This is a genomic window from Tepidiphilus sp. HLB4 (assembly GCF_054823945.1).
In genome coordinates this window covers 27,184-45,463 of record NZ_JSYB01000002.1, presented here as the reverse complement: position 1 = coordinate 45,463, position 18,280 = coordinate 27,184, and the positions used below count along the sequence as shown (strand labels likewise).

Genomic DNA, 18,280 nt, shown 5'->3' with positions numbered 1-18,280 from the left:
AGCCACCACGCACGCCGCGCCTCGCGACAAGCCTCTCAGCCGAGGGCGACCCGTCGTTGCCCCACCGTCGGGCGCGCAAGCGATACCACCGTCCCTTTCATGCCCAGACGGTGCGCAAACTCGGAAAACAGGCGATCGAGCTCTTCCCCGTCCGGTTGCTGCGCCACGACGAGCGTGATTTCACGCGCCAGCGCCTCGTCGCGTCGCGCAATGGCCTGTTCCAGCAACCGCACCCAGGCATGAAGCCGATCGGCGTCGATCCAAGGTTCATCCGCACGGCGGATCTTGGGGTGACGCGTGGGCTGCACGTTCGCGCCGATCACCAGCTCTTCGTGCAGCTTCTCTCCTGGACGCAGACCCGTGAAGACGATCTCGATGTCGCCGTCGGGATGCGCCGCATCGCGCAGCGACAAGCCCGCCAAGGTGATCAACTTGCGCGCGAGGTCGAGAATCGAAACCGGCTCTCCCATGTCGAGCAAGAAAACCTCTCCCCCTTCGGCAAGGCTGCTTGCCTGCAACACGAGTTCCACCGCCTCATGGATCGACATGAAGTAGCGCGTCACCTCGGGGTGCGTGACCGTGATGGGGCCGCCGCGCTCGATCTGGCGCTTGAAGAGCGGCACCACCGAACCCGAAGACCCCAGAACGTTGCCGAAGCGCACCATACTGAATCGACAGGGAAGCCGTTCCTGGAGGCAGCGATGAGCGGCTGCCAGTACCAACAGCTCCGACCAACGCTTCGTCGCACCCATCACGTTCGTCGGATGCACCGCCTTGTCGCTGGAGATCAATACGAACCGCTCGATACCCTCGGCAAGCGCCGCCTCGACGAGCGCTTTGGAGCCGAGTACGTTGTTGCGTATCCCCTGCAAGGCATTCTGCTCGACCAAGGGGACGTGCTTGTAAGCGGCAGCGTGAAAGATCGTGGTGATGCCGTGACGCTGGATGAGGTCGCGCAACCAATCGCGATCCTCGATGCTGCCTAAGGCGGGCACCAGATCGGAGAAACCGAGCTCCAGTAACGCCTGCTGCACACGGTAGAGCGCGTATTCGTTGATTTCGACGAGCACGAGACGCACCGGATCGAGCAGGGCGATCTGCCGGCACAGTTCCGAGCCGATGGAACCGCCTGCGCCCGTGACCATCACTACCCTGCCGCTCACCGACTCCCGCATCAGCTCCATGTCGGGCACCACGCCATCGCGCCCAAGGAGATCGCCCACATCCACTTCACGCACGATGCGCGGCAGATAACGGCCCGCGGTGAAATCAGCCACCGGCGGCATCACCCGCACGCGCAGGTTGAACCGCTGCAACGCCTCGACCACGCGCTTGCGCTGCAGCTCGGAGGCCTGCGGTAGGGCGACGATGGCGTCGCGAATCTCGTAGCGACTCACGAGCATGCCGAGTGAATCCATGCCGAAGACGCGAACCCCCCCGATCTCCTTGCCGATCACCAAAGGATCCTCGTCGAGGAAGGCCGCCGGAAAGAATTCCTTGCCCTGACGCAACGCCGAGACGAGCTGCCAGCCCGCGTCGTTCGCACCGAAGATGAGCACCTGGCGGCCGCCGAACTGACGACGCAGCGGCCACCACAGCACCCAACGGGCGATGAACCGAGATCCTCCCACCCCGACGAGCGCAAAGGTCCAAAAGAGGATCACCGCCACGGCAAGCTGCTGCGCGCCGTGATCGGTAAAGATTTCCCGCACCGCAAGGCCCCAAAGAACGGAAGCCACCGTGACCGCCTTGGTGATCGCCCACAAGGCGTGGTCGCTGATGTAACGGATGATTGCCCGGTAGAGGCCACACCAGGCGAAGATGGGCAGCGCGATCACGATCGCTATGAGCACGGCCAAAATCGCGCGACCCCAAGCGACGTCGCCGAAAGCCAGACTCGTGGCCGCGGTAACCATCACGGCGAGCGCCACCGAATCGCCCACGGCCATCAACCACCGTTTTCCCATCGGCGAGAGCGCCGATAGCAGATTCACCAGGTGGCTCATTCCCATGTTCTTCCCGCCCCTGCAAGAAAAGCTGCAGCCGACAATACTCCGAGCACCCCGACAGCCAGTAACGCCGACGGTTCGACGCCCCGCCAGCGCAGCAAGGCCAGCAACACGAGCAAGAGCCCATCGAGGAGCCAAAGCCCCAGTAAAACCGGACGATGCCCCCCCCAGCGGCGCGCCAGGCGCTGATACGCATGCAAGCGGTGCGGCAACCAAAAGCGTTCGCCCCGGAGCACACGCCGCAGCAACGTCACCCCGGCATCGGCCACGAAAGGGGAAGCCATGATCAACCATGCCGGCACGGCCTCCCACCCCTGTCGCGACATACCCCCAAGCAGCAAGGAAAACGTGAGGGCCCCCAAAAAGAGACTGCCGCAATCCCCCATGAAGATCCGCGCGGGCGGACGGTTCCACACAAAGAACCCCAAGCCGGCCGCCAACACGCACCATGCCACCGGCGCATCTGCCCGCAAACCGATCGACACGAGACTGCCGAGGGCGAGGAACATCGCCTCCGAGACCGCGAACCCGTCTAGTCCGTCCATGAAATTGAATGCATTGTACCAGCCCACGCCAACCGACACGAGCAGCACGGTCGTCGAGAGCGGCAGGTCGGGCAACCACAGTCGCACCGACACCACAGCCACCGCCAGCTGGGCCGCCAGACGCCAGCCGATCCTCAAGCCACGGCGATCATCGACTAGTCCCACCACAGCAAGGAACGAGGCTGCAACGAGCGTCGCTACCCAGCGACCATTCACCGGCAACCCCAAGCCCATGGCGGTAAGCACCCCCGCCCACACGCCGGCGACGATGCCGACGCCCCCGCCGCGCGGGCGCACTGCGGCGTGCATCGAGCGCTCGTTGGGCACGTCCACGAACCCCCAGACGGCAGCGTGCGCCAGGAAGACCTTCGTTGCTGCCCAAGAGACCAGCAGCGCCACGACGAACGCCACGGCTAGGCTCATGCCCCCTCCGAAGGTAGCCGGAAAGAGCCCGGCACCAACCCCACGACGGGCCACAGCGGCGGCTCACCCTGCAGCAAATCCTCTTCGGTGCGGCGGAACATGGCTGCCCGCAGACCGAATCGCGGCAAGACGAACGAGCCTGCCGCCAGCAAGGCACGCCAGGGTCGTCGGCAAAGGCGGACGAAGCGCACCCGACGCCCGCAGGCGCCGGCGATGCGCTCCACCATACAGCGAAAGGACAGGACTTCCCCACCGCCGGCGCTGAAGGTGCCGCTCACGGAAGGATCACGCACCAAGACCGCCAGGGCAGCGGCCAAATCTTCCACCCGCACCGGTTGGCGCAAGCCTGCCCCCTCCGACCACACCGGACACCACGGTATTCGCCGCAGCCAGGCCGCGAGGCGCGACACATTGCGATCCCCTGGGCCGTAGATCATGGTCGGTCGCACCACCGCCAGAGACACCCCGCGCGCTTCGGCCCAGGCGCGCCAAGCCGCCTCGCCCTGCGCCAGACGCTGCGCGAGAGCGCGCTCGACCGGATCGAGGCTCTCCGCTTTCGAGATCACGCTCATGGAAGAAAGCACCACCACGCGCCGTGGCGAAAAGGCGTCCAGGCGCGGCGTCACGTCCGGCGCCGACCACACGGGCGCGCAGACCACCCAGTCGAGAGGCGGCACATCAGCGGCGAGCCCCCCCGAGCGCGACCACGGCGCCACACGGATCCCCTGACCCTGCAACGCGCGCGCCAGATGCCGCGCAACGAAACTCCCCGCCCCGACCACGCCGACCATGCCGGGACCGCTTTCACGCCTCACGAACCATGCCCTGCCCGTTTGATACAAGCCAGCAGAAAATGCCCCGCGATGCCGAGCGCCACCACGGGAGCGAACACGCTCCCCCAGCCGGAGCGCCCCTCGTACTTGCGGTAGAACCGCCACATTCCGCGGTGTTTGTGCCACTCCACGAACCACGGTCGGCTGCGGCTGCAGACCCCCTTCTCGTGGAGCACCGACACCGCCGGATCGAACACCACCCGCCAGCCGGCGAGCCAGAAACGGCGGCACCAGTCCAGGTCCTCGCAATGGAGGAAGAACCCTTCGTCCCACACCCCCACGGCGGCACAGGCATCGCGCCGCACCGCCATGCAGGCGCCGGAGATGGCCGGCACGTCGATGGGCGAGGACACGGCCTCGCCGCCGGGCATCCCCGAAGGCCGGCGTCCGATCATACGCCGCAGGCCCGCGAGCACCCCGGGGAATTCCCTGCGTCCGCCCCACTGCTCGCGCCCATCCGGCCCCACCAGGCGAGGACCCACCATGCCGATCTTCGGGTCGGACTGCAAGGTGGCACACAATCGCGCCACCGCGCCTTCGGGCAGCACGCAGTCGGGATTGACGAAGAGAACCACTTCCGCGGGCAAGGCCACCAGCCCCTGGTTGCAGGCGGCGGCAAAGCCGCGATTCTCGGAATTTCGGATCAGCACGAGCGAAGAAAGATCCACCCCCGCCGCGGCCAGGCGCTGCTGCGCCGGCTCACGGGAGGCATTATCCACCACCACGATCGCGTCGACCTGACCCTGCAGCGAACGCACGCACGCCCCGAGCGCCGGGCCGGAGTCGTAGTCGACGACGATGGCGGCGCGAAGCATCCCTCCGACGTGCATCTCAGTTGCACGTATCCTTGGTCTGATCCCCCGTCAGCCAAGGTTGCCCCACCACCACCGTAGCCACGTCCCAGGCATCCCACGTGTTGGAATCGCCGAAATCGAGAGTGGAGCTGGTACTGTCGGCAATAATGCCCACGATCTGCCACGTCCCCTTGGGCACCCCGTCGAGGCCGAGGTTGGCCATGACCAAATTTTCCGTCACCTTGCCGGAGGGATTGAGGCTCCGAGGCAGATACATCATGGTAGCTTTGTTCGTCGTCAACTCGTCGATGGAATCGATGGGTTCGAACGCCAACCAGCCGGCATTCAATGGCTGCCGAACCCCTACCTGATACTGTGTCACATTATTACTGCCACCATTAGGCGTAAAAATCAAAACATAAACATCATGCATCGTACCCGCCTTGGTCGGGTCCCCCGCATCGTAGGTCATGGTAAAAGTGACCGCATCGACTTTCGATGGATCGCAAGGAGTGAATTTCGTGTTGCTCGGTTGCGTCGCCGTGAGCTTTTCCGCCGCCGAACCCTTCGGAAAGGTCGGTACGATCTTCATCGAATATTTATAAGAAGAGGCACCCGCCGCTTGCGCGAACGCATCACTGACAAGCCCACCGCTGACCATGACGATCGCCGCAGCGACCCAGATCCGCAGTCCCTTGCTTTGCATGACACACCTCCAGTCGTAGATTTCCCTGCACCCCGAAACGGCCACCCTGGCCACCACCCTTCGGTACGATGACATTATAGCCATCCTCGCACCCGGTTCCATCGACCGAATACGCCCGGGAGCATCGCCCAATTTCGGAAACCTGCCCCTCTCTGCTAGAATCGCGCCGATGAGCGACGCGAGCCCCATGCCACTCCCATCCGACCTCCAGGAGGATCGTCCTCCGCACGCCTCCATCCTCATCCCCGTGAAGAACGGCGGCGAGCGCTTCGGCACCGTGCTCGCGGCGGTGGCACGGCAGCGCACCGACTGGCCCTTCGAGCTCATCGTGGTCGATTCGGGCTCCACCGACGGCTCGCAAGACCTCGCCCGCCGCCATGGAGCACGGCTCATCGAAATCCCGCCGGCCGAATTCGGGCACGGACGCACGCGCAACCTCGCTGCACAGCTCGCCCGGGGCGAATTCCTCGTCTTCCTCACGCACGATGCCGTGCCGGCGCACGATCGTTGGCTGCAAAACCTGGTCGATGCGTGCGCCATGAGCGAGGATTGCGCCGGCGCCTTCGGCCCCCACCTCGCGCACCCCGAGGCGCGGCACGTCACGCGCCGGGAGCTCGCCGAGCATTTCGCCGGTTTCGGCACCGAGCGGCGGCTCTTTCGCCTAGAGGACCCACAGCGCTACCGCGCCGACGAAGGGCTGCGCCAGTTCCTGCACTTCTTCTCCAGCAACAACGCCTGCCTGCGCCGCAGCGTGTGGACGCGCTACCCTTTGCCCGACGTCGATTTCGCCGAAGACCAGACGTGGGCAAAAACCGTGATCGAAGCCGGCTTTGCCAAAGCCTACGCGCCCGATGCGCCGGTGTACCACTCGCACGACTTCGGTGTCTGGGAGACCCTGCAGCGCAACTTCGACGAAGCGAGCGCCTTCCGTCGCCATTTCGGCTATCGTCTGCAGCCCAGCCTGGGGCACGCTTTGCTCGTGGCCGGAAAGCTCGCCCGGCGCGATGCCGCCTGGCTCGCTGAAACGGGGCTCTCCGGCCCCGCCCTGTGGCGCCAGGCGTTCGGCATGGCCCGCATCGAGCTCGCCCGGGTGCTCGGCCACTACTTCGGCACCCATTGCGAGCGTTGGCCGAGGCGCCTCGGGCGGCTACTGTCGCGCGACCAGCGCCTGCAGCGCCTCACCTCCGATCCCCACTTCTCACGATGAACCGTCTCGATTTCTGGATCCGCATCTTCGCGCGAAAAGTGGCCGATCACGGCCTCGTGGGCGCGCTGCGGCTTGCCTGGCAGCGGCTGCTCGGCCGCCGGAACACGCAAACGCCCACCACGCTGCCCACGCCCGACGAAGTCACCGCCTACTACGGCCGCATCCTCGACCTCGACCCGCCGCCTCCGCCCGCGCCGCTACCCATAGAAAAGGACACCATCGGCTGGCTCATCCCCCCTTTCCTGCCGGGAAGCGGCGGGCACACCACCATCTTCCGCCTGATCGCCATGCTCGAGCGACGCGGGTACCGCCACCGCATCCATCTCACCGAACCGGGCCAGTTCACCTCCCCCGAGCAGGTCAAAAAAACAATCGACCGGCACTTCTTCCCCCTGCAGGCCGAAGTCGTCTTCCCCACCACGAGCTACCCGCCCTACGAATTCTTCTTTGCCACATCCTGGGATTCCGCCTACCGTGTGGCGCACAGCCCGGCGCAGCACAAGCTCTATTTCGTGCAGGATTACGAACCCTGGTTCTATCCCGTGGGGAGCCATTACCACTTCGCCGAGCGCACCTATCGCCTGGGCTTGAAGGGCATCACCGCCGGCGACTGGCTTGCCTCCCTGCTGCATGAGCGCTACGGCATGGACACCTGCGCCTTCCCCTTCTCCTGCGACAAGGACATCTACCATCCCGAAGCGACGGAACGCGAACGCCGCAGGGTGTTTTTCTATGCGCGTAACGTCACCCCGCGCCGCGGCTTCGAGCTGGGGCTGCTCGCGCTCGAACGCCTGCACCGGCGCCACCCCGATGTCGAATTCATCCTTGCCGGCTGGCCCTGCGAACGCTATCGGCTCCCCTTCCCCTACCGGGACATCGGCGTCGTTCCGCCACGCGAGCTCGCTTGGTGGATCGCCCGCTGCGATGCCGCACTCGTGCTTTCGCTCTCCAACCTCTCGCTCATGCCGCTCGAAATCATGGCCTGCGGCTGCCCGCTGGTGTGCAACGGCGGACCCAACAACGAATGGCTGCTACGCCACGAAGAGAACGCCCTGCTCGCCGAACCCGAGCCGCAGGCGCTCGCTACCGCGCTCGCCCGCCTGCTCGAAGATCCCGAACTGCGCGAGCGTCTCATCGCCAACGGCCTGGCCTGCGCCGCCGCCACCGATTGGGAACAGGCGGGCGAGGCCGTGGCCTCGGCTCTGGAGCGCCTACGCGCGGGACAACCCCTTTCTCTGCGCCCATGAACCGCTGGTGGCTACTGCTGCGCTTCTGGCTCGCGCGCGACCTAAAAACTCGCTACGCCGGCTCGACGCTAGGGCTGGCGTGGGCAGTGCTGCAGCCGCTCGCCACCATGACCATGTTCTACGTGCTCTTCGCCCACATCTTTCGCGTGCGCGTGCCCGAACTCGCGGCCGAGACGGGCTACCTCTACTATCTCCTCGCCGGGCTGCTGCCCTGGCTCACCAGTGCCGAAGCGCTCGGGCGCGGCACGGGCGTGCTCGTCGCCCATGAAGATTTCCTGCGCAAGCAGGCGTTTCCGGTAGAAATCCTGCCCGTGGTTGCCGTGGTCTCGGCCTGGGTGCCACAAATCGTGGGGACCCTCGTACTCGCGGGACTACTCGCGCTCGCCGGTCTCGGTCCCCACACCGGCTGGCTCGCCCTGCCCCTGCTGTGGCTCGCGCAAACCGTCATCCTGCTCGGCGCGGTCATGCTCGCCGCCATCACCAACTACGTCGTGCGCGACCTTTCCTCCGCCCTGCCCTTCGTGCTGCAGGTGCTCTTCTACGCCGCGCCCATCGTCTATCCGCTCGCCACCGTACCCGAAGCCTGGCGCCCCTTCTTTCTGCTCAACCCCTTCGCCTGCCTCGTGATGGCGCAGCAGCACGCCTGGCTCGGTACCGCCGTGCCACCGGGGCTAGGGCTTGCGCTCCTTGCCTGGAGCGCACTGCTGGGCGCTGGCGGCATCGCGCTCTTTCGCGCCCTCAAGCCCGCCCTGGGAGAAGCGCTGTGAGCCCCGCTCTGCGCTTCGAGCGCGTGTGCAAGCACTACCGGCTCTACGCGCACCCGCGCGACCGCCTGCTCGAGCTCCTCGCCCGGCGGCCACGCCACCGGCTGCACGTCGCCCTCGAGCAGATCGACTTCAGCGTGGCTCGCGGTGAAACCTTCGGCCTGGTGGGCGAGAATGGCGCCGGCAAGAGCACGCTGCTCAAGCTCGCCGCCGGCACCATCGGCCCCACGTCCGGGCGCATCGAACGCCACGGCAGCGTGGCGGCGCTGCTCGAACTGGGCGCCGGTTTTCATCCCGAGGAATCCGGCCACGACAACGTGCGCTTCATGGCCGCGCTCAACGGCATTCCCCGCGAAGCCTTCGAGGACTACCACCGACGGGTGATCGAATTCAGCGAACTCGACGAGACCACGCTGGCCCGCCCGGTAAAGACTTACTCTTCCGGCATGTTCATGCGGCTCGCTTTCTCCGCCGCCACCGCCCTGGAGCCGGAAATCCTCATCATCGACGAAGCCCTGTCGGTGGGCGACATGCACTTCCAGAAAAAAAGCCTGGATCGCATCCTCGCCCTGCGCGATGCTGGCGCCACGGTACTCTTTTGCTCGCACAATCTCTACCAGGTACGCAGCCTGTGCCGGCGCGCCGCCTGGATCCACCGCGGTCGCATCGCCGAGATCGGCGACACCGAACCGGTGGTCACCGCCTACGAAGCCCACGAACGGCGCAAGAGCGCCCCTACCGCCGTCCCCGCCGCGTCCCCAACAAACCCTTCCTCCGCCCCCCCTGCCGCTGCGGGCGAAGTGAAGTTTCGCGCGCTGCAGCTCGAGACCGCCGACGGCTTCGATCCCGCCTTCGTCGAATCCTTTCAAGACCTCACGGTGGAGCTCACGGTGGAAGCGCTGGGCGAGCGCCCCTTCCACGTGGGACTGGCGCTGGTGCGCAACGACCGCGACAACGTCTTTGGCACCAGCACCCACTTCCGTGACCCGAGCACGCCGCTTTCCGGCCGCGGCGAGCACCGTTTGCGGCTGCGCTTTCCGCAGCTACCGCTGCTCTCCGGCGAATACCTCTGGAGCGTGTACGTGCTCGACGACACCGGTCTGCAAGTGCTCGACATGGCCGAGTGCATCCACCCCTTCAAGATCCTCAACCGCGGCTGCCGCGATTTCGGTCTCGTCCGGCTGCCTTACGAATGGGAGCTGGTGGCGTGAGCCCACGAAACTGGCGGCTCGATCTCGCCTTCCCCTGGCTCGCCCGCTTGCCCGGTAGCCTACCCTGGTGGCTCGCGCCCCTCGTCGGCCACCTGGACACTGCAGCCGCCGAAGGGGCACGCCACGCCCTCGTCACCGCCTTCGGACGCGTATTCCCCCAATCATCCCCGCAACAGCGCCACGAATGGGCCGAGCGCCACCTGGCCATGCAGGCCCGCGAAACCTTGGATGCCTGCGCCTTCCCCCGACTGCACGCACAGCGCGGCATGCGCATCACCCTCGAAGGAGAAGCGCACTACCGCGCCGCGCTCGCCCGTGGCCGGGGCGTCATCCTCGTGCTCGCCCACTACGGGCGACTGCTCACCGCCCCCGTGGCACTCGCCGCGCGCGGTCATCGGCTGAGCATGGTCACCATGCCGGTGCTCGACAACCCCGACCTTCCACCCGCGATGCGCCGTTTCTTGACCAAAAAAGTCGCCGCCTTCGGGCGCATCATCGGCGGCGAATGGATCAGCACCGACCGGCCACTGCTGCCCGTGCGCCGCGACCTCGCCCGAGGCGGCGCCTGGATCATCCTCGCCGATGCCTGGAGCCCCACCTTCGCCCGCCTGCGCGCCCATCCTTTTCTCGGCGGCAGCCTGAGCCTGCCCACCGGCATCGAACGACTCGCCGCGGCCACCGGCGCCGCGCTGATCTACGGTGCCACCTACGAGGAATCCCCCCGCCACCTACACGTGCAGCTACGCGCACTGCCCGAAAACCCTGCCGAAGCCCTCGGCGCCGCCGTGGCCCAGCTGGAAACCGACGTGCGCGAACGCCCTTGGGACTGGTGGCACTGGGGCTTGCTGGAGTATATTTGGCATTCCGAGCCACCTTCGCAGGAATGAAAACTTCATGACGCTGCCCGAGCGCTACGACTATGCCTTCGACCCCGAGGGGGACAGCCTTCCCGCCAAGGTCGTGCGGCGCGTTCCGGCCGGCTCGCGCGTGCTCGAACTCGGTACCGGCCCAGGCGCCATGACCCGCGTACTTGCCGAACGGGGCTGCCGCGTCACCGGCATCGAGCGTGATGAAACGCTCGCCGCCCGCGCCCGCCCCCACTGCGAACGCATGATCGTGGGCGATCTCCTCGCCCTCGACTGGAGCGCCACCCTCGGTGCCGAACGATTCGAGCGCATCCTCGCCTGCGACGTGCTCGAACACCTCGACGAACCCGAAACCGTGCTCGCCGCCTTGCCCCCTTTTCTCGCGCCCGAAGGACGGCTCCTCCTCACGCTGCCCAACCTCGCTCACTACGGCGTCGTCGCCGCGCTGCTGCAAGAATCTTTCGACTACGCCGACAAAGGGTTGCTCGACCGCACCCACGAGCGCTTCTACACCCGCCACTCGCTCGAGCGCCTGCTGCTTGCCACCGGCTGGATCCCCCTGCAATGGGAAGCCAACCGGGTCGACGTCGGCGCCACCGAATTCGCCCGCCATTGGTACGACCTGCCCGAATCGTTGCGCCAGACCCTGCAGCGCCACGCCGCTGAACTCGACGTCTATCAATGGCTGGTGGTGGCCGTGCCAGCGAACGAAACCGGCTGGCAAGACCGCGCAGCGACCGAAATCGCGGCCCTCCACGAGCGACTCGAAAGCGCCCGCCGTGAACATGAAGCCCTGCAGCGCAGCTTCGACGAGCACCTGGCCTCGCTCAAGGAACACCAGAAAGCGTTCGCCGAAGCGCGCGCCTGGATTGCCGACCTGCAACGCGAGATTGCCGACCTGCAACGCGAGATCGACGAGCTCACCCGCGAGCGCGACCACTACCGCAGCCTCTACCGCGGCGTGGCGCTGACCCCCTTCTGGCGCCGCCTCGTCGCCAGCCTGCACCGGCGCTGTGGCGAGCTGCTCGAGCGCTGGAACGAAGGACGATGAACGAGCCGCCCTTGCTCGGGGTCCCCCCGATCACGCAAGCCCATCCCGGCATCGACCGCCTCGGCGCGCGCTGCCGCATCGACCCCAGCGTGAGCGTACTACGCTATGGGAGCAACCGGCCGGCCCTCCTGCTCGAAGACGACGTGAGCCTCTACGCCTGGTGCCGGCTCGTGCTCGGCAACCCCGGCGAAGACCCCCGTATCGGCATCCGCATCGGCGCGCGCACCATCGTCAATGTCGGCTGCTACCTCTCGGGCGAAGGCGGGTTGGAGATCGGCCCCGACGTGCTCATCGGCCCCCACGTGAAACTGCTCTCCGCCGGGCATCAGGTCGACGGCGGCGAACGGCGCATCAACCGCAATGCCATCACCCGCGCCCCGGTGCGCGTCGGCGAAGGCGCCTGGATCGCCGCCGGAGCCATCGTGCTCCCCGGCGTGACGATTGGCGAAGGCGCGGTGGTAGCCGCCGGTAGTGTGGTGCGCCGCGACGTCCCGCCCGAGACCATCGCCGCCGGCGTTCCCGCCCGGCTGCTGCGCCGACGCAACGCTGCTTCGCCCGGCCTGCTGCGCCGCCTTCTCCAGCGCCTGCGATGACCGAACGCCTGCACGCCGTCGTCGTCACCTACCATCCCGACCTGGCGCTCCTCGAGCGCCAGCGCACCGCCCTCCAGCCGCAGGTCGCCTTCATCCACTACTGCGACAACACCGCCGACGGCGCCCTCGAGCGCCGCCTCGGCAACCACGAAGGCCTCGAAGTGCTCACCCTGCCGGAGAACCTCGGCGTGGGCGCCGCGCTCAACCGCGGCATCGAGCGTGCGCTCGCCCAGGGCGCCACCCACGTCCTCACCTTCGACCAGGACAGCGTACCCGCCCCCGACATGGTCGAGCGCCTGCTCGAACCCTGGCGCGGCCCACTGGCCCGTCGGCTTGCCGCCACCGCACCGGTCACCGTCGATGCCTACACGGGCGAAATCGCCCCGCTCATCGGCCTCATCCACCCCTGGTACCGCCGCCCCCGCCTCTACCTGCGCCACGGCGACACCGCGGCGCTCGATCACGCCATCACGAGCGGGCTCATGATCTCGGCCGAGAGCTGGCGCCAAGTCGGGCCCTTGCGCGAAGACTTCTTCATCGACTACATCGACATCGAATGGTCCCTGCGCGCCCGCGCGCTGGGCCTCACCCTGCTCGGCGTGGGCGCCGCGCGCCTCGAACACCGCCTGGGCGAGCGCTCCATTGCGCTTCCCTTCGGGCGCAAGGCGGCGGTGCACGGCCCGCGGCGCACCTACTATGAAGTAAGAAACGGCCTCATCGTCCACCGCCTGCCGCACGCCGACCCGGCCTGGCGACTGTGGCACGCCTGGATCGGCCTCAAGAAACTCGTTTTCTACCTCCTCGCCTTCCCCCAGCGGCGCGAGCGCCTGCGCGCCATCGTCAAAGGGGTGAACGATGCAAGACTCCTCTCATCGACGAGACCACCAAGGGCACCATGATAGAGTCACCCCGCCGGAGCGTTCCTGGCGAATACGCATCCCAGCATGAACCATGCCCCTCTCGTCCCATCCCCCTGCCTGATAAAAATCATCCAATGAGCAGCCCCCTCTCCTGGCGCCCCGACATCGACGGCCTACGCGCCGTGGCCGTAACGGCCGTCGTGATCTTCCATGCTTTCCCTCATAGACTCCCCGGTGGCTTCGCCGGGGTCGACGTCTTCTTTGTCATTTCCGGCTTTCTCATCTCTTCGCTCATCTACGCCGGTTTAGAAAAAGGCCGCTGGAGTTTTGCCGAATTCTACGAACGACGCATCCGTCGCCTTTTTCCGGCGCTCATCCTCGTGCTCAGCGCCTGCCTGGCCTTCGGCCTCTATGCCCTGCATGAAAACGAACTCAAGCCACTCGGCAAACACACCGCGGGCGGGGCCGCTTTCGTTGCCAATTTCGTCCTGTGGTCCGAAGCGGGCTACTTCGACACCGCCGCAGCGGAAAAACCCCTGCTCCACCTCTGGAGCCTGGGCATCGAGGAACAGTTCTACCTCGTCTGGCCGTTGCTGCTATGGATGGCGTGGCGCCTGCGGCCACGTCCCTCCACCCTCATCGCCCTGCTGGCGGCACTTGCGACCCTCTCCTTCGGTCTCGACCTGTGGCGCATCGAGCACGACCGCGTCGGCACCTTCTATTCCCCCTTCACCCGCTTCTGGGAGCTGCTCGCCGGCGGCGCGCTCGCAGGGTTTGCTCGGTGGGTAGCCCATCCCAAAAGCCGTACAGCGCCGCATACTGCAGCCGGATTTGCTGGTGCCGCGCTGCTCGTTGGCTCGTTTGCCTTGCTGGACCCAGCGCAAGCCTTTCCTGGCGCCCTCGCCCTCGCTCCAGTCCTGGGCGCGGCACTGCTCATTGCCGCCGGGCCGGCTACTCCCACCGGTCGGCTGCTCGCCACACCCCCCATGACGTGGTTGGGCAAAATCAGCTATCCCCTCTACCTGTGGCACTGGCCTCTGCTCGCCTTCGCCCGGCTCATCACCGGTAGCGAACCCATCACACCCGCCACGCGGCTCACGCTCGTGGCCACAGCCGTGCTCCTTGCCTGGGGTACCGCCCGCTATGTGGAATACCCCCTGCGCTACGGCACGCACGGTCGGCTCAAGGCCAGCCTGCTCACCGTCGTACTCGCCCTTCTCGGTAGCGCCGGGCTATGGCTCTTCCTCGCCCCCAGCGGCGAAACGCTAGCGCTGAAGCGCTACCAGAATGCACGTGAGATCTGTGCACGACAGCACCCCGAATGGAATCAGATCACGGACACCCCTTGTCTGATGGAAAAACCGGCTGGCAACCGCCTCGCCATCTTGGGCGACTCCCACGCTGGCGTGCTCTTCATGGGCCTTTCCGAACGCCTGCCCATCCAGGAATGGGGGATCGCGGTCTACCCCGTGAGCTGCGGCGCCCCCTATCCGCGCCTGGTCACGGGGATGGCCGATGCCGGCGCGCGGGGCGTGCGCGAGGGAGGGCACCACCTGATCGAACTCGCCTACCGCGAAGTCACCTCCGATCCGGGCGTGACCACCGTGCTGCTTGCGCACAACCCGAAATGCTCGTGGCGCGACGCCCAGGATTTGGACGACCCCACCGCCTCCGACCGCCAGGCCATGACCGCTGCCATGCGCCGCGGGCTCTCGGCCCTGTTCGCCGCAGGCAAGCGCGTGATCCTCGTGCTCGACAACCCCGCCCTGCCCTTTCCTCCGCGCGAATGCCTGCCCCGACCCGCCCCTTTCCGCCAACACGCGCGCTGCAGCTTCCCGCGGCAGATCTACGACCAGGACCCTGCCATTTCCCAATACCGGCAACTCGCGTTCCAAATGAAACGCGAATTTCCTCGACTCGAACTCTTCGACCTCTCCCCCCTGTTCTGCGACGACACGCACTGCCGGCTTGCCGACGAGAAAGGAAGGTTACTCTATCTCGACGACAATCACCTCAGTCTAGAAGGCACACGCCGAGCGGCCGACGCACTCGTTCCGTTGCTCATGGCAAAGACGCAACTGCGCCGAGAGTGATGCCTGGCGCGCGATCAGCACCGGTGCAAACCCACCTATTCCAGCCTCAGCGCGTGATGTCCGGCCCCTGCGGGCGCTGGGCGCGGGCGAGCGGGTTGGCTGCCTGCCGGATGGCATCTTCTTCCAGTCGCACCTGGTAGCGGGCGAAGAGCTCGTCGTGCACCTTGGTGCGGGCCTGCTCGCGGCAGTATTCGACGGCACGGGTGGCCGCATGGACGCGCACCTGCTCCCAGGGTAGGCGCTGGGCCTCGCGTTTTTCCAGCACTTTGAAAAGATAGACGTAGTCACCGTCGCGATAGGGTCCCACCAGGTCGCCCGCCTTGGCCGAGGCGATCGCCTTGACGATGGGGGCACGGTCGGAGAGCTCGATGAAGCCGAGGTCTCCCATGCGCTCGTTCGGGCGCACCTTCTGGGCGTCGGCGAGCGCATCCTCGAAACGCTTGCTACCGGAGGCGATCGCGGTCGCCTGCATCAGGAGCCAACCGAAAGCCGGTTCATCGCCCACCTTGTCGTCGACTTTCAGGGCGATGCGGGCGACGCGGGCGCGCGGCGGAACCTGGAAGGCCTCGGGATGCTGCTCGTAATAGGCCTTGGCCTCGGCCTCGTCCTTGGGCTTCTCGCACGCCGGGGCCAGCGTGTTGAAGACGGCCAGCGCGTAGACGTCGTCGAAGCGCTCGTCGGCGGAGCTCTTACGCTCCACGCCTCGGGCTTGCCCCTCGCGCACGAGGAGCCGGGTGAACACCATCTCGTCCACCAGGCGCCCGAGTCCCTCCTCGGTACCGAGGAGGGCGCGGGCGTCGAGGCGGCGGGCGACATAGCGCTCGACGTCATCGACCGTCACCGTTTCATCCTGACCGATGTGCGCGAGCACCGTCGGCACACCCTCCGCCGCCACGGCGGCGAGCGGCCCCACGAGCCAGAGTGCGAAAAGAACGACTGCCGGCAATAGCCGGTGCCAATAACGCATCATTTCTTGTCCTCGATCGGTAAGGGATGGGCCTGTTCCCACAGAGGGCCGAACCAGACATCGACCCCCTTGCCGGTCGAATTATAGACCACGAGATCCTCCACGCCGTCACGGTCGAGGTCGGCCACCTGCAGCGGCGTGGCAAAGCCCGAGACGGGAAGCATGCGCGTCTCCACCGTACCGTCCGCCGCCATGCGCTGCAGGATCACCCGGCGATCCTCGCCCCAGACGAGGGTACCGTCGGACATCAAATCCACCGCCACGTAGCCCCTGGAAGGGGCCGGCACCGGCGTCACGGCCGGCGGCGTGCGGGAGAGGTCTACTTTTGCCCCATGGCCGCCGAGCTCGAGCGCCACCCAGGCCGTGCGCCCGTCGGGAGAGACGGCCACATCGCGCGGCACAGGGTCGAAGCGCAGCACGGTGCGAGGCACCAGGCGCCCGCCACCGAGGTTGTCCCAGACGGTGAGGGTCTTGTCGTCGAGGCAGCCGGCGATGAGGCCGGGGCGCTCCGCGCCGGGCAGAAGTTTCACGTGCCAGGGCGTAGCGCAGGAAGGGATCGGCGTGCCGGCGGCAAAGGCGCCGTCCGCGCGCCCCGGCATCCAGGAGAGCGCCTTGCCAGAGTAAGGGGCGGCGATCAGATCCTCTCGGCCGTCGCCGTCGAAGTCCGCCGCGATCACGGCCCGCGGCGGGAAGCCCACCGGCACCTGCTGCTCCCGCAGCAGGGCATCGCCCTGCAGGCGGAAGACGTCGATGCTGGCGCCCGCCTCCACCGCCACCGCCAGGCGCCCGTCGGCCAGCCAGCGGGCGTGGTCGGGATGATAGTTCGTGCCCGCTTCGGCCACGCGCACTGGCGCCCGGCCCGCGAAACGCCACACGGCCACGGCGCCCTTTGTATGCAGCACGGCGGCGAGCAGGCAGGACGATGCGTCGCAGCGCACGTCCCCGCCCCAGATCGATCGCTGGTCGGCTTCCAGCACGCGATGCATCGTCTCGGTCGCCCCCGGCGAGGACGCCGCAGACGGCACCGGCGGCTCCTGGGCGCAGGCAGCCAGCAACAGCAAAGGAATGAAGAAACCGGTCGAGTAACGCACGGCGATGCTCCTCGGCGAGGGATACGAAAAAGGCGCCTTGCGGCGCCTTTTTCGGTCAAGACCGCTTGGAACGCAAACGGTTACTTACCATACGCGCCGAGCAGGGTCTGCACCGCGCCGAAGGCGGGCGAACTGACGACGCTGTAAACAAACACGTCCCCCGCATCAGTGGTTGGCGTCCAGGTAATGAAACCGTCGGTGTAAGACGACGGGAGATTGAGATCTTCCACATTAATCAGATCGAGTTCAGTATTCTTCATCTCGAGGTTGAACGACCCGGTGGGATTCTGCTCGGTATCGTACGCAAAGGCAATATTCGTGCCAGAGTGATCACCGGACGACCACACGACGACCGTGGTATCGTCGCCGCCAGGCTTGCCGTCGATGAAATAGCGCATATATACCTTACTCCCAGCATCAGCACCACCAGCATGCATCGCCCCACCGACAGACTGCAGAGCGTCAGCACTGGAAATATATCCAAGCGTAGTGCCAGACTTTAGCTGCACGGGACCATCGATGACCGGGACGAAAGCCACATCGTGGTTAGCGAGATCGACCTGGAAGGCGTTAGCGGAGATCGCACCGTAAGTAAAATCACTCAAAGTAGGATTGGCTTTGCAATTTAGCTTCCCATCATCATTTTTAGCGGCCACGAAGAGCAGATAGCCGTCCATATTGGCAGGCACCATATTCTTCGGGTCAGACAAAGTGAACGACGCGAAGTCGTTTGCCGTCATATCGATGCAACCATCCTTCTGATGCCCGGAATTTTTGTCGAAAAACGTCCAATAAACCACGACCGGTTTCAGAGAGGTGATCCCTACCGCCGTGTCATAGGAGGAACCATTGTGAACGGCATGGGGCACCACGAAACCGTTGGAGAAGGTACCCACGGTGTAAGCCTGGGCCACGCCGGCCGAGAGAGCCGCCGTCACTGCGGCCGCGATCGCGATTTTCTTCATCTTGCCACTCCTTTAAGGATGATAAAAACAAAAACCCATTGGCGGGAAGAGCAAC

17 protein-coding genes are annotated in these 18,280 nt (G+C 66.2%); 9 read left to right on the top strand and 8 right to left on the bottom strand.

Annotation, left to right across the window (positions count from 1 at the left end):
• Window positions 1-35: 35 nt before the first annotated feature.
• From OA56_RS00250 to OA56_RS00230, 5 genes are read right to left on the bottom strand one after another with little or no spacing between them, the layout of a single operon-like run.
• Window positions 36-2,006, bottom strand: coding sequence for a polysaccharide biosynthesis protein (locus OA56_RS00250; protein WP_461583087.1), 1,971 nt, complete (start codon window positions 2,004-2,006; stop codon window positions 36-38).
• Window positions 2,003-2,977 carry an MraY family glycosyltransferase gene (locus OA56_RS00245; RefSeq protein ID WP_461583086.1) on the bottom strand — a complete coding sequence of 325 codons (975 nt, stop codon included), beginning with the start codon at window positions 2,975-2,977 and terminating at the stop codon, window positions 2,003-2,005. The genes OA56_RS00250 and OA56_RS00245 overlap by 4 nt, the downstream gene beginning before the upstream one ends.
• Window positions 2,974-3,792, bottom strand: a complete 819-nt coding sequence (locus OA56_RS00240; protein ID WP_461583085.1) for an NAD-dependent epimerase/dehydratase family protein — start codon at window positions 3,790-3,792, stop codon at window positions 2,974-2,976. Before OA56_RS00240 ends, OA56_RS00245 begins: the two co-directional genes overlap by 4 nt.
• Window positions 3,789-4,640: a glycosyltransferase family 2 protein gene (locus OA56_RS00235; RefSeq protein ID WP_461583084.1), complete on the bottom strand. Its 852-nt coding sequence runs from the start codon at window positions 4,638-4,640 to the stop codon at window positions 3,789-3,791. The genes OA56_RS00240 and OA56_RS00235 overlap by 4 nt, the downstream gene beginning before the upstream one ends.
• 1 nt (window position 4,641) lies before the next feature.
• The gene (locus OA56_RS00230) at window positions 4,642-5,310 is read right to left on the bottom strand and encodes a hypothetical protein (RefSeq protein WP_461583083.1); all 669 of its coding nucleotides are present in this window, start codon (window positions 5,308-5,310) and stop codon (window positions 4,642-4,644) included.
• 187 nt (window positions 5,311-5,497) lie between these two features.
• Between OA56_RS00230 and OA56_RS00225 the strand changes: the two genes are divergently transcribed.
• The 9 genes from OA56_RS00225 to OA56_RS00185 all read left to right on the top strand — a co-directional run bounded on the left by OA56_RS00225 (window position 5,498) and on the right by OA56_RS00185 (window position 15,202).
• Entirely contained in the window at window positions 5,498-6,517 is a 1,020-nt protein-coding gene (locus OA56_RS00225; protein ID WP_461583082.1) for a glycosyltransferase family A protein, read from the top strand.
• A complete protein-coding gene (locus tag OA56_RS00220) occupies window positions 6,514-7,764 on the top strand; it encodes a glycosyltransferase family 4 protein (protein ID WP_461583081.1) in 1,251 nt (416 codons plus the stop codon). Before OA56_RS00225 ends, OA56_RS00220 begins: the two co-directional genes overlap by 4 nt.
• Window positions 7,761-8,531 carry an ABC transporter permease gene (locus OA56_RS00215; RefSeq protein WP_461583080.1) on the top strand — a complete coding sequence of 257 codons (771 nt, stop codon included), beginning with the start codon at window positions 7,761-7,763 and terminating at the stop codon, window positions 8,529-8,531. The genes OA56_RS00220 and OA56_RS00215 overlap by 4 nt, the downstream gene beginning before the upstream one ends.
• Entirely contained in the window at window positions 8,528-9,739 is a 1,212-nt protein-coding gene (locus OA56_RS00210; protein WP_461583079.1) for an ABC transporter ATP-binding protein, read from the top strand. Before OA56_RS00215 ends, OA56_RS00210 begins: the two co-directional genes overlap by 4 nt.
• Window positions 9,736-10,626: a lysophospholipid acyltransferase family protein gene (locus tag OA56_RS00205; RefSeq protein ID WP_461583078.1), complete on the top strand. Its 891-nt coding sequence runs from the start codon at window positions 9,736-9,738 to the stop codon at window positions 10,624-10,626. Before OA56_RS00210 ends, OA56_RS00205 begins: the two co-directional genes overlap by 4 nt.
• 7 nt (window positions 10,627-10,633) lie before the next feature.
• Window positions 10,634-11,656: a class I SAM-dependent methyltransferase gene (locus OA56_RS00200; protein ID WP_461583077.1), complete on the top strand. Its 1,023-nt coding sequence runs from the start codon at window positions 10,634-10,636 to the stop codon at window positions 11,654-11,656.
• Entirely contained in the window at window positions 11,653-12,249 is a 597-nt protein-coding gene (locus tag OA56_RS00195; protein ID WP_461583076.1) for an acyltransferase, read from the top strand. Before OA56_RS00200 ends, OA56_RS00195 begins: the two co-directional genes overlap by 4 nt.
• Window positions 12,246-13,148: a glycosyltransferase family 2 protein gene (locus tag OA56_RS00190; RefSeq protein WP_461583075.1), complete on the top strand. Its 903-nt coding sequence runs from the start codon at window positions 12,246-12,248 to the stop codon at window positions 13,146-13,148. The genes OA56_RS00195 and OA56_RS00190 overlap by 4 nt, the downstream gene beginning before the upstream one ends.
• Before the next feature lie 95 nt (window positions 13,149-13,243).
• On the top strand, window positions 13,244-15,202 hold the full coding sequence (locus tag OA56_RS00185) for an acyltransferase family protein (protein WP_461583074.1): 1,959 nt from the start codon (window positions 13,244-13,246) through the stop codon (window positions 15,200-15,202).
• Window positions 15,203-15,248: 46 nt separating this feature from the next.
• Here the strand turns inward: OA56_RS00185 and OA56_RS00180 are convergent, their stop codons facing one another.
• From OA56_RS00180 to OA56_RS00170, 3 genes are all read right to left on the bottom strand, one after another.
• On the bottom strand, window positions 15,249-16,172 hold the full coding sequence (locus tag OA56_RS00180; protein ID WP_461583073.1) for a peptidyl-prolyl cis-trans isomerase: 924 nt from the start codon (window positions 16,170-16,172) through the stop codon (window positions 15,249-15,251).
• The gene (locus OA56_RS00175; protein ID WP_461583072.1) at window positions 16,169-17,260 is read right to left on the bottom strand and encodes a hypothetical protein; all 1,092 of its coding nucleotides are present in this window, start codon (window positions 17,258-17,260) and stop codon (window positions 16,169-16,171) included. The genes OA56_RS00180 and OA56_RS00175 overlap by 4 nt, the downstream gene beginning before the upstream one ends.
• A gap of 80 nt (window positions 17,261-17,340) precedes the next feature.
• Window positions 17,341-18,225, bottom strand: coding sequence for a hypothetical protein (locus OA56_RS00170; RefSeq protein ID WP_461583071.1), 885 nt, complete (start codon window positions 18,223-18,225; stop codon window positions 17,341-17,343).
• Window positions 18,226-18,280: the final 55 nt, after the last annotated feature.

Excerpts from the sequence above, each read along its gene's own strand:
- OA56_RS00250 (WP_461583087.1), bottom strand. The coding sequence starts at position 2,006 with ATGAGCCACCTGGTGAATCTGCTATCGGCGCTCTCGCCGATGGGAAAA.
- OA56_RS00245 (WP_461583086.1), bottom strand. The coding sequence starts at position 2,977 with ATGAGCCTAGCCGTGGCGTTCGTCGTGGCGCTGCTGGTCTCTTGGGCA.
- OA56_RS00235 (WP_461583084.1), bottom strand. The coding sequence starts at position 4,640 with ATGCACGTCGGAGGGATGCTTCGCGCCGCCATCGTCGTCGACTACGAC.
- OA56_RS00230 (WP_461583083.1), bottom strand. The coding sequence starts at position 5,310 with ATGCAAAGCAAGGGACTGCGGATCTGGGTCGCTGCGGCGATCGTCATG.
- OA56_RS00225 (WP_461583082.1), top strand. The coding sequence starts at position 5,498 with ATGCCACTCCCATCCGACCTCCAGGAGGATCGTCCTCCGCACGCCTCC.
- OA56_RS00220 (WP_461583081.1), top strand. The coding sequence starts at position 6,514 with ATGAACCGTCTCGATTTCTGGATCCGCATCTTCGCGCGAAAAGTGGCC.
- OA56_RS00215 (WP_461583080.1), top strand. The coding sequence starts at position 7,761 with ATGAACCGCTGGTGGCTACTGCTGCGCTTCTGGCTCGCGCGCGACCTA.
- OA56_RS00200 (WP_461583077.1), top strand. The coding sequence starts at position 10,634 with ATGACGCTGCCCGAGCGCTACGACTATGCCTTCGACCCCGAGGGGGAC.
- OA56_RS00195 (WP_461583076.1), top strand. The coding sequence starts at position 11,653 with ATGAACGAGCCGCCCTTGCTCGGGGTCCCCCCGATCACGCAAGCCCAT.
- OA56_RS00190 (WP_461583075.1), top strand. The coding sequence starts at position 12,246 with ATGACCGAACGCCTGCACGCCGTCGTCGTCACCTACCATCCCGACCTG.
- OA56_RS00185 (WP_461583074.1), top strand. The coding sequence starts at position 13,244 with ATGAGCAGCCCCCTCTCCTGGCGCCCCGACATCGACGGCCTACGCGCC.
- OA56_RS00180 (WP_461583073.1), bottom strand. The coding sequence starts at position 16,172 with ATGATGCGTTATTGGCACCGGCTATTGCCGGCAGTCGTTCTTTTCGCA.
- OA56_RS00170 (WP_461583071.1), bottom strand. The coding sequence starts at position 18,225 with ATGAAGAAAATCGCGATCGCGGCCGCAGTGACGGCGGCTCTCTCGGCC.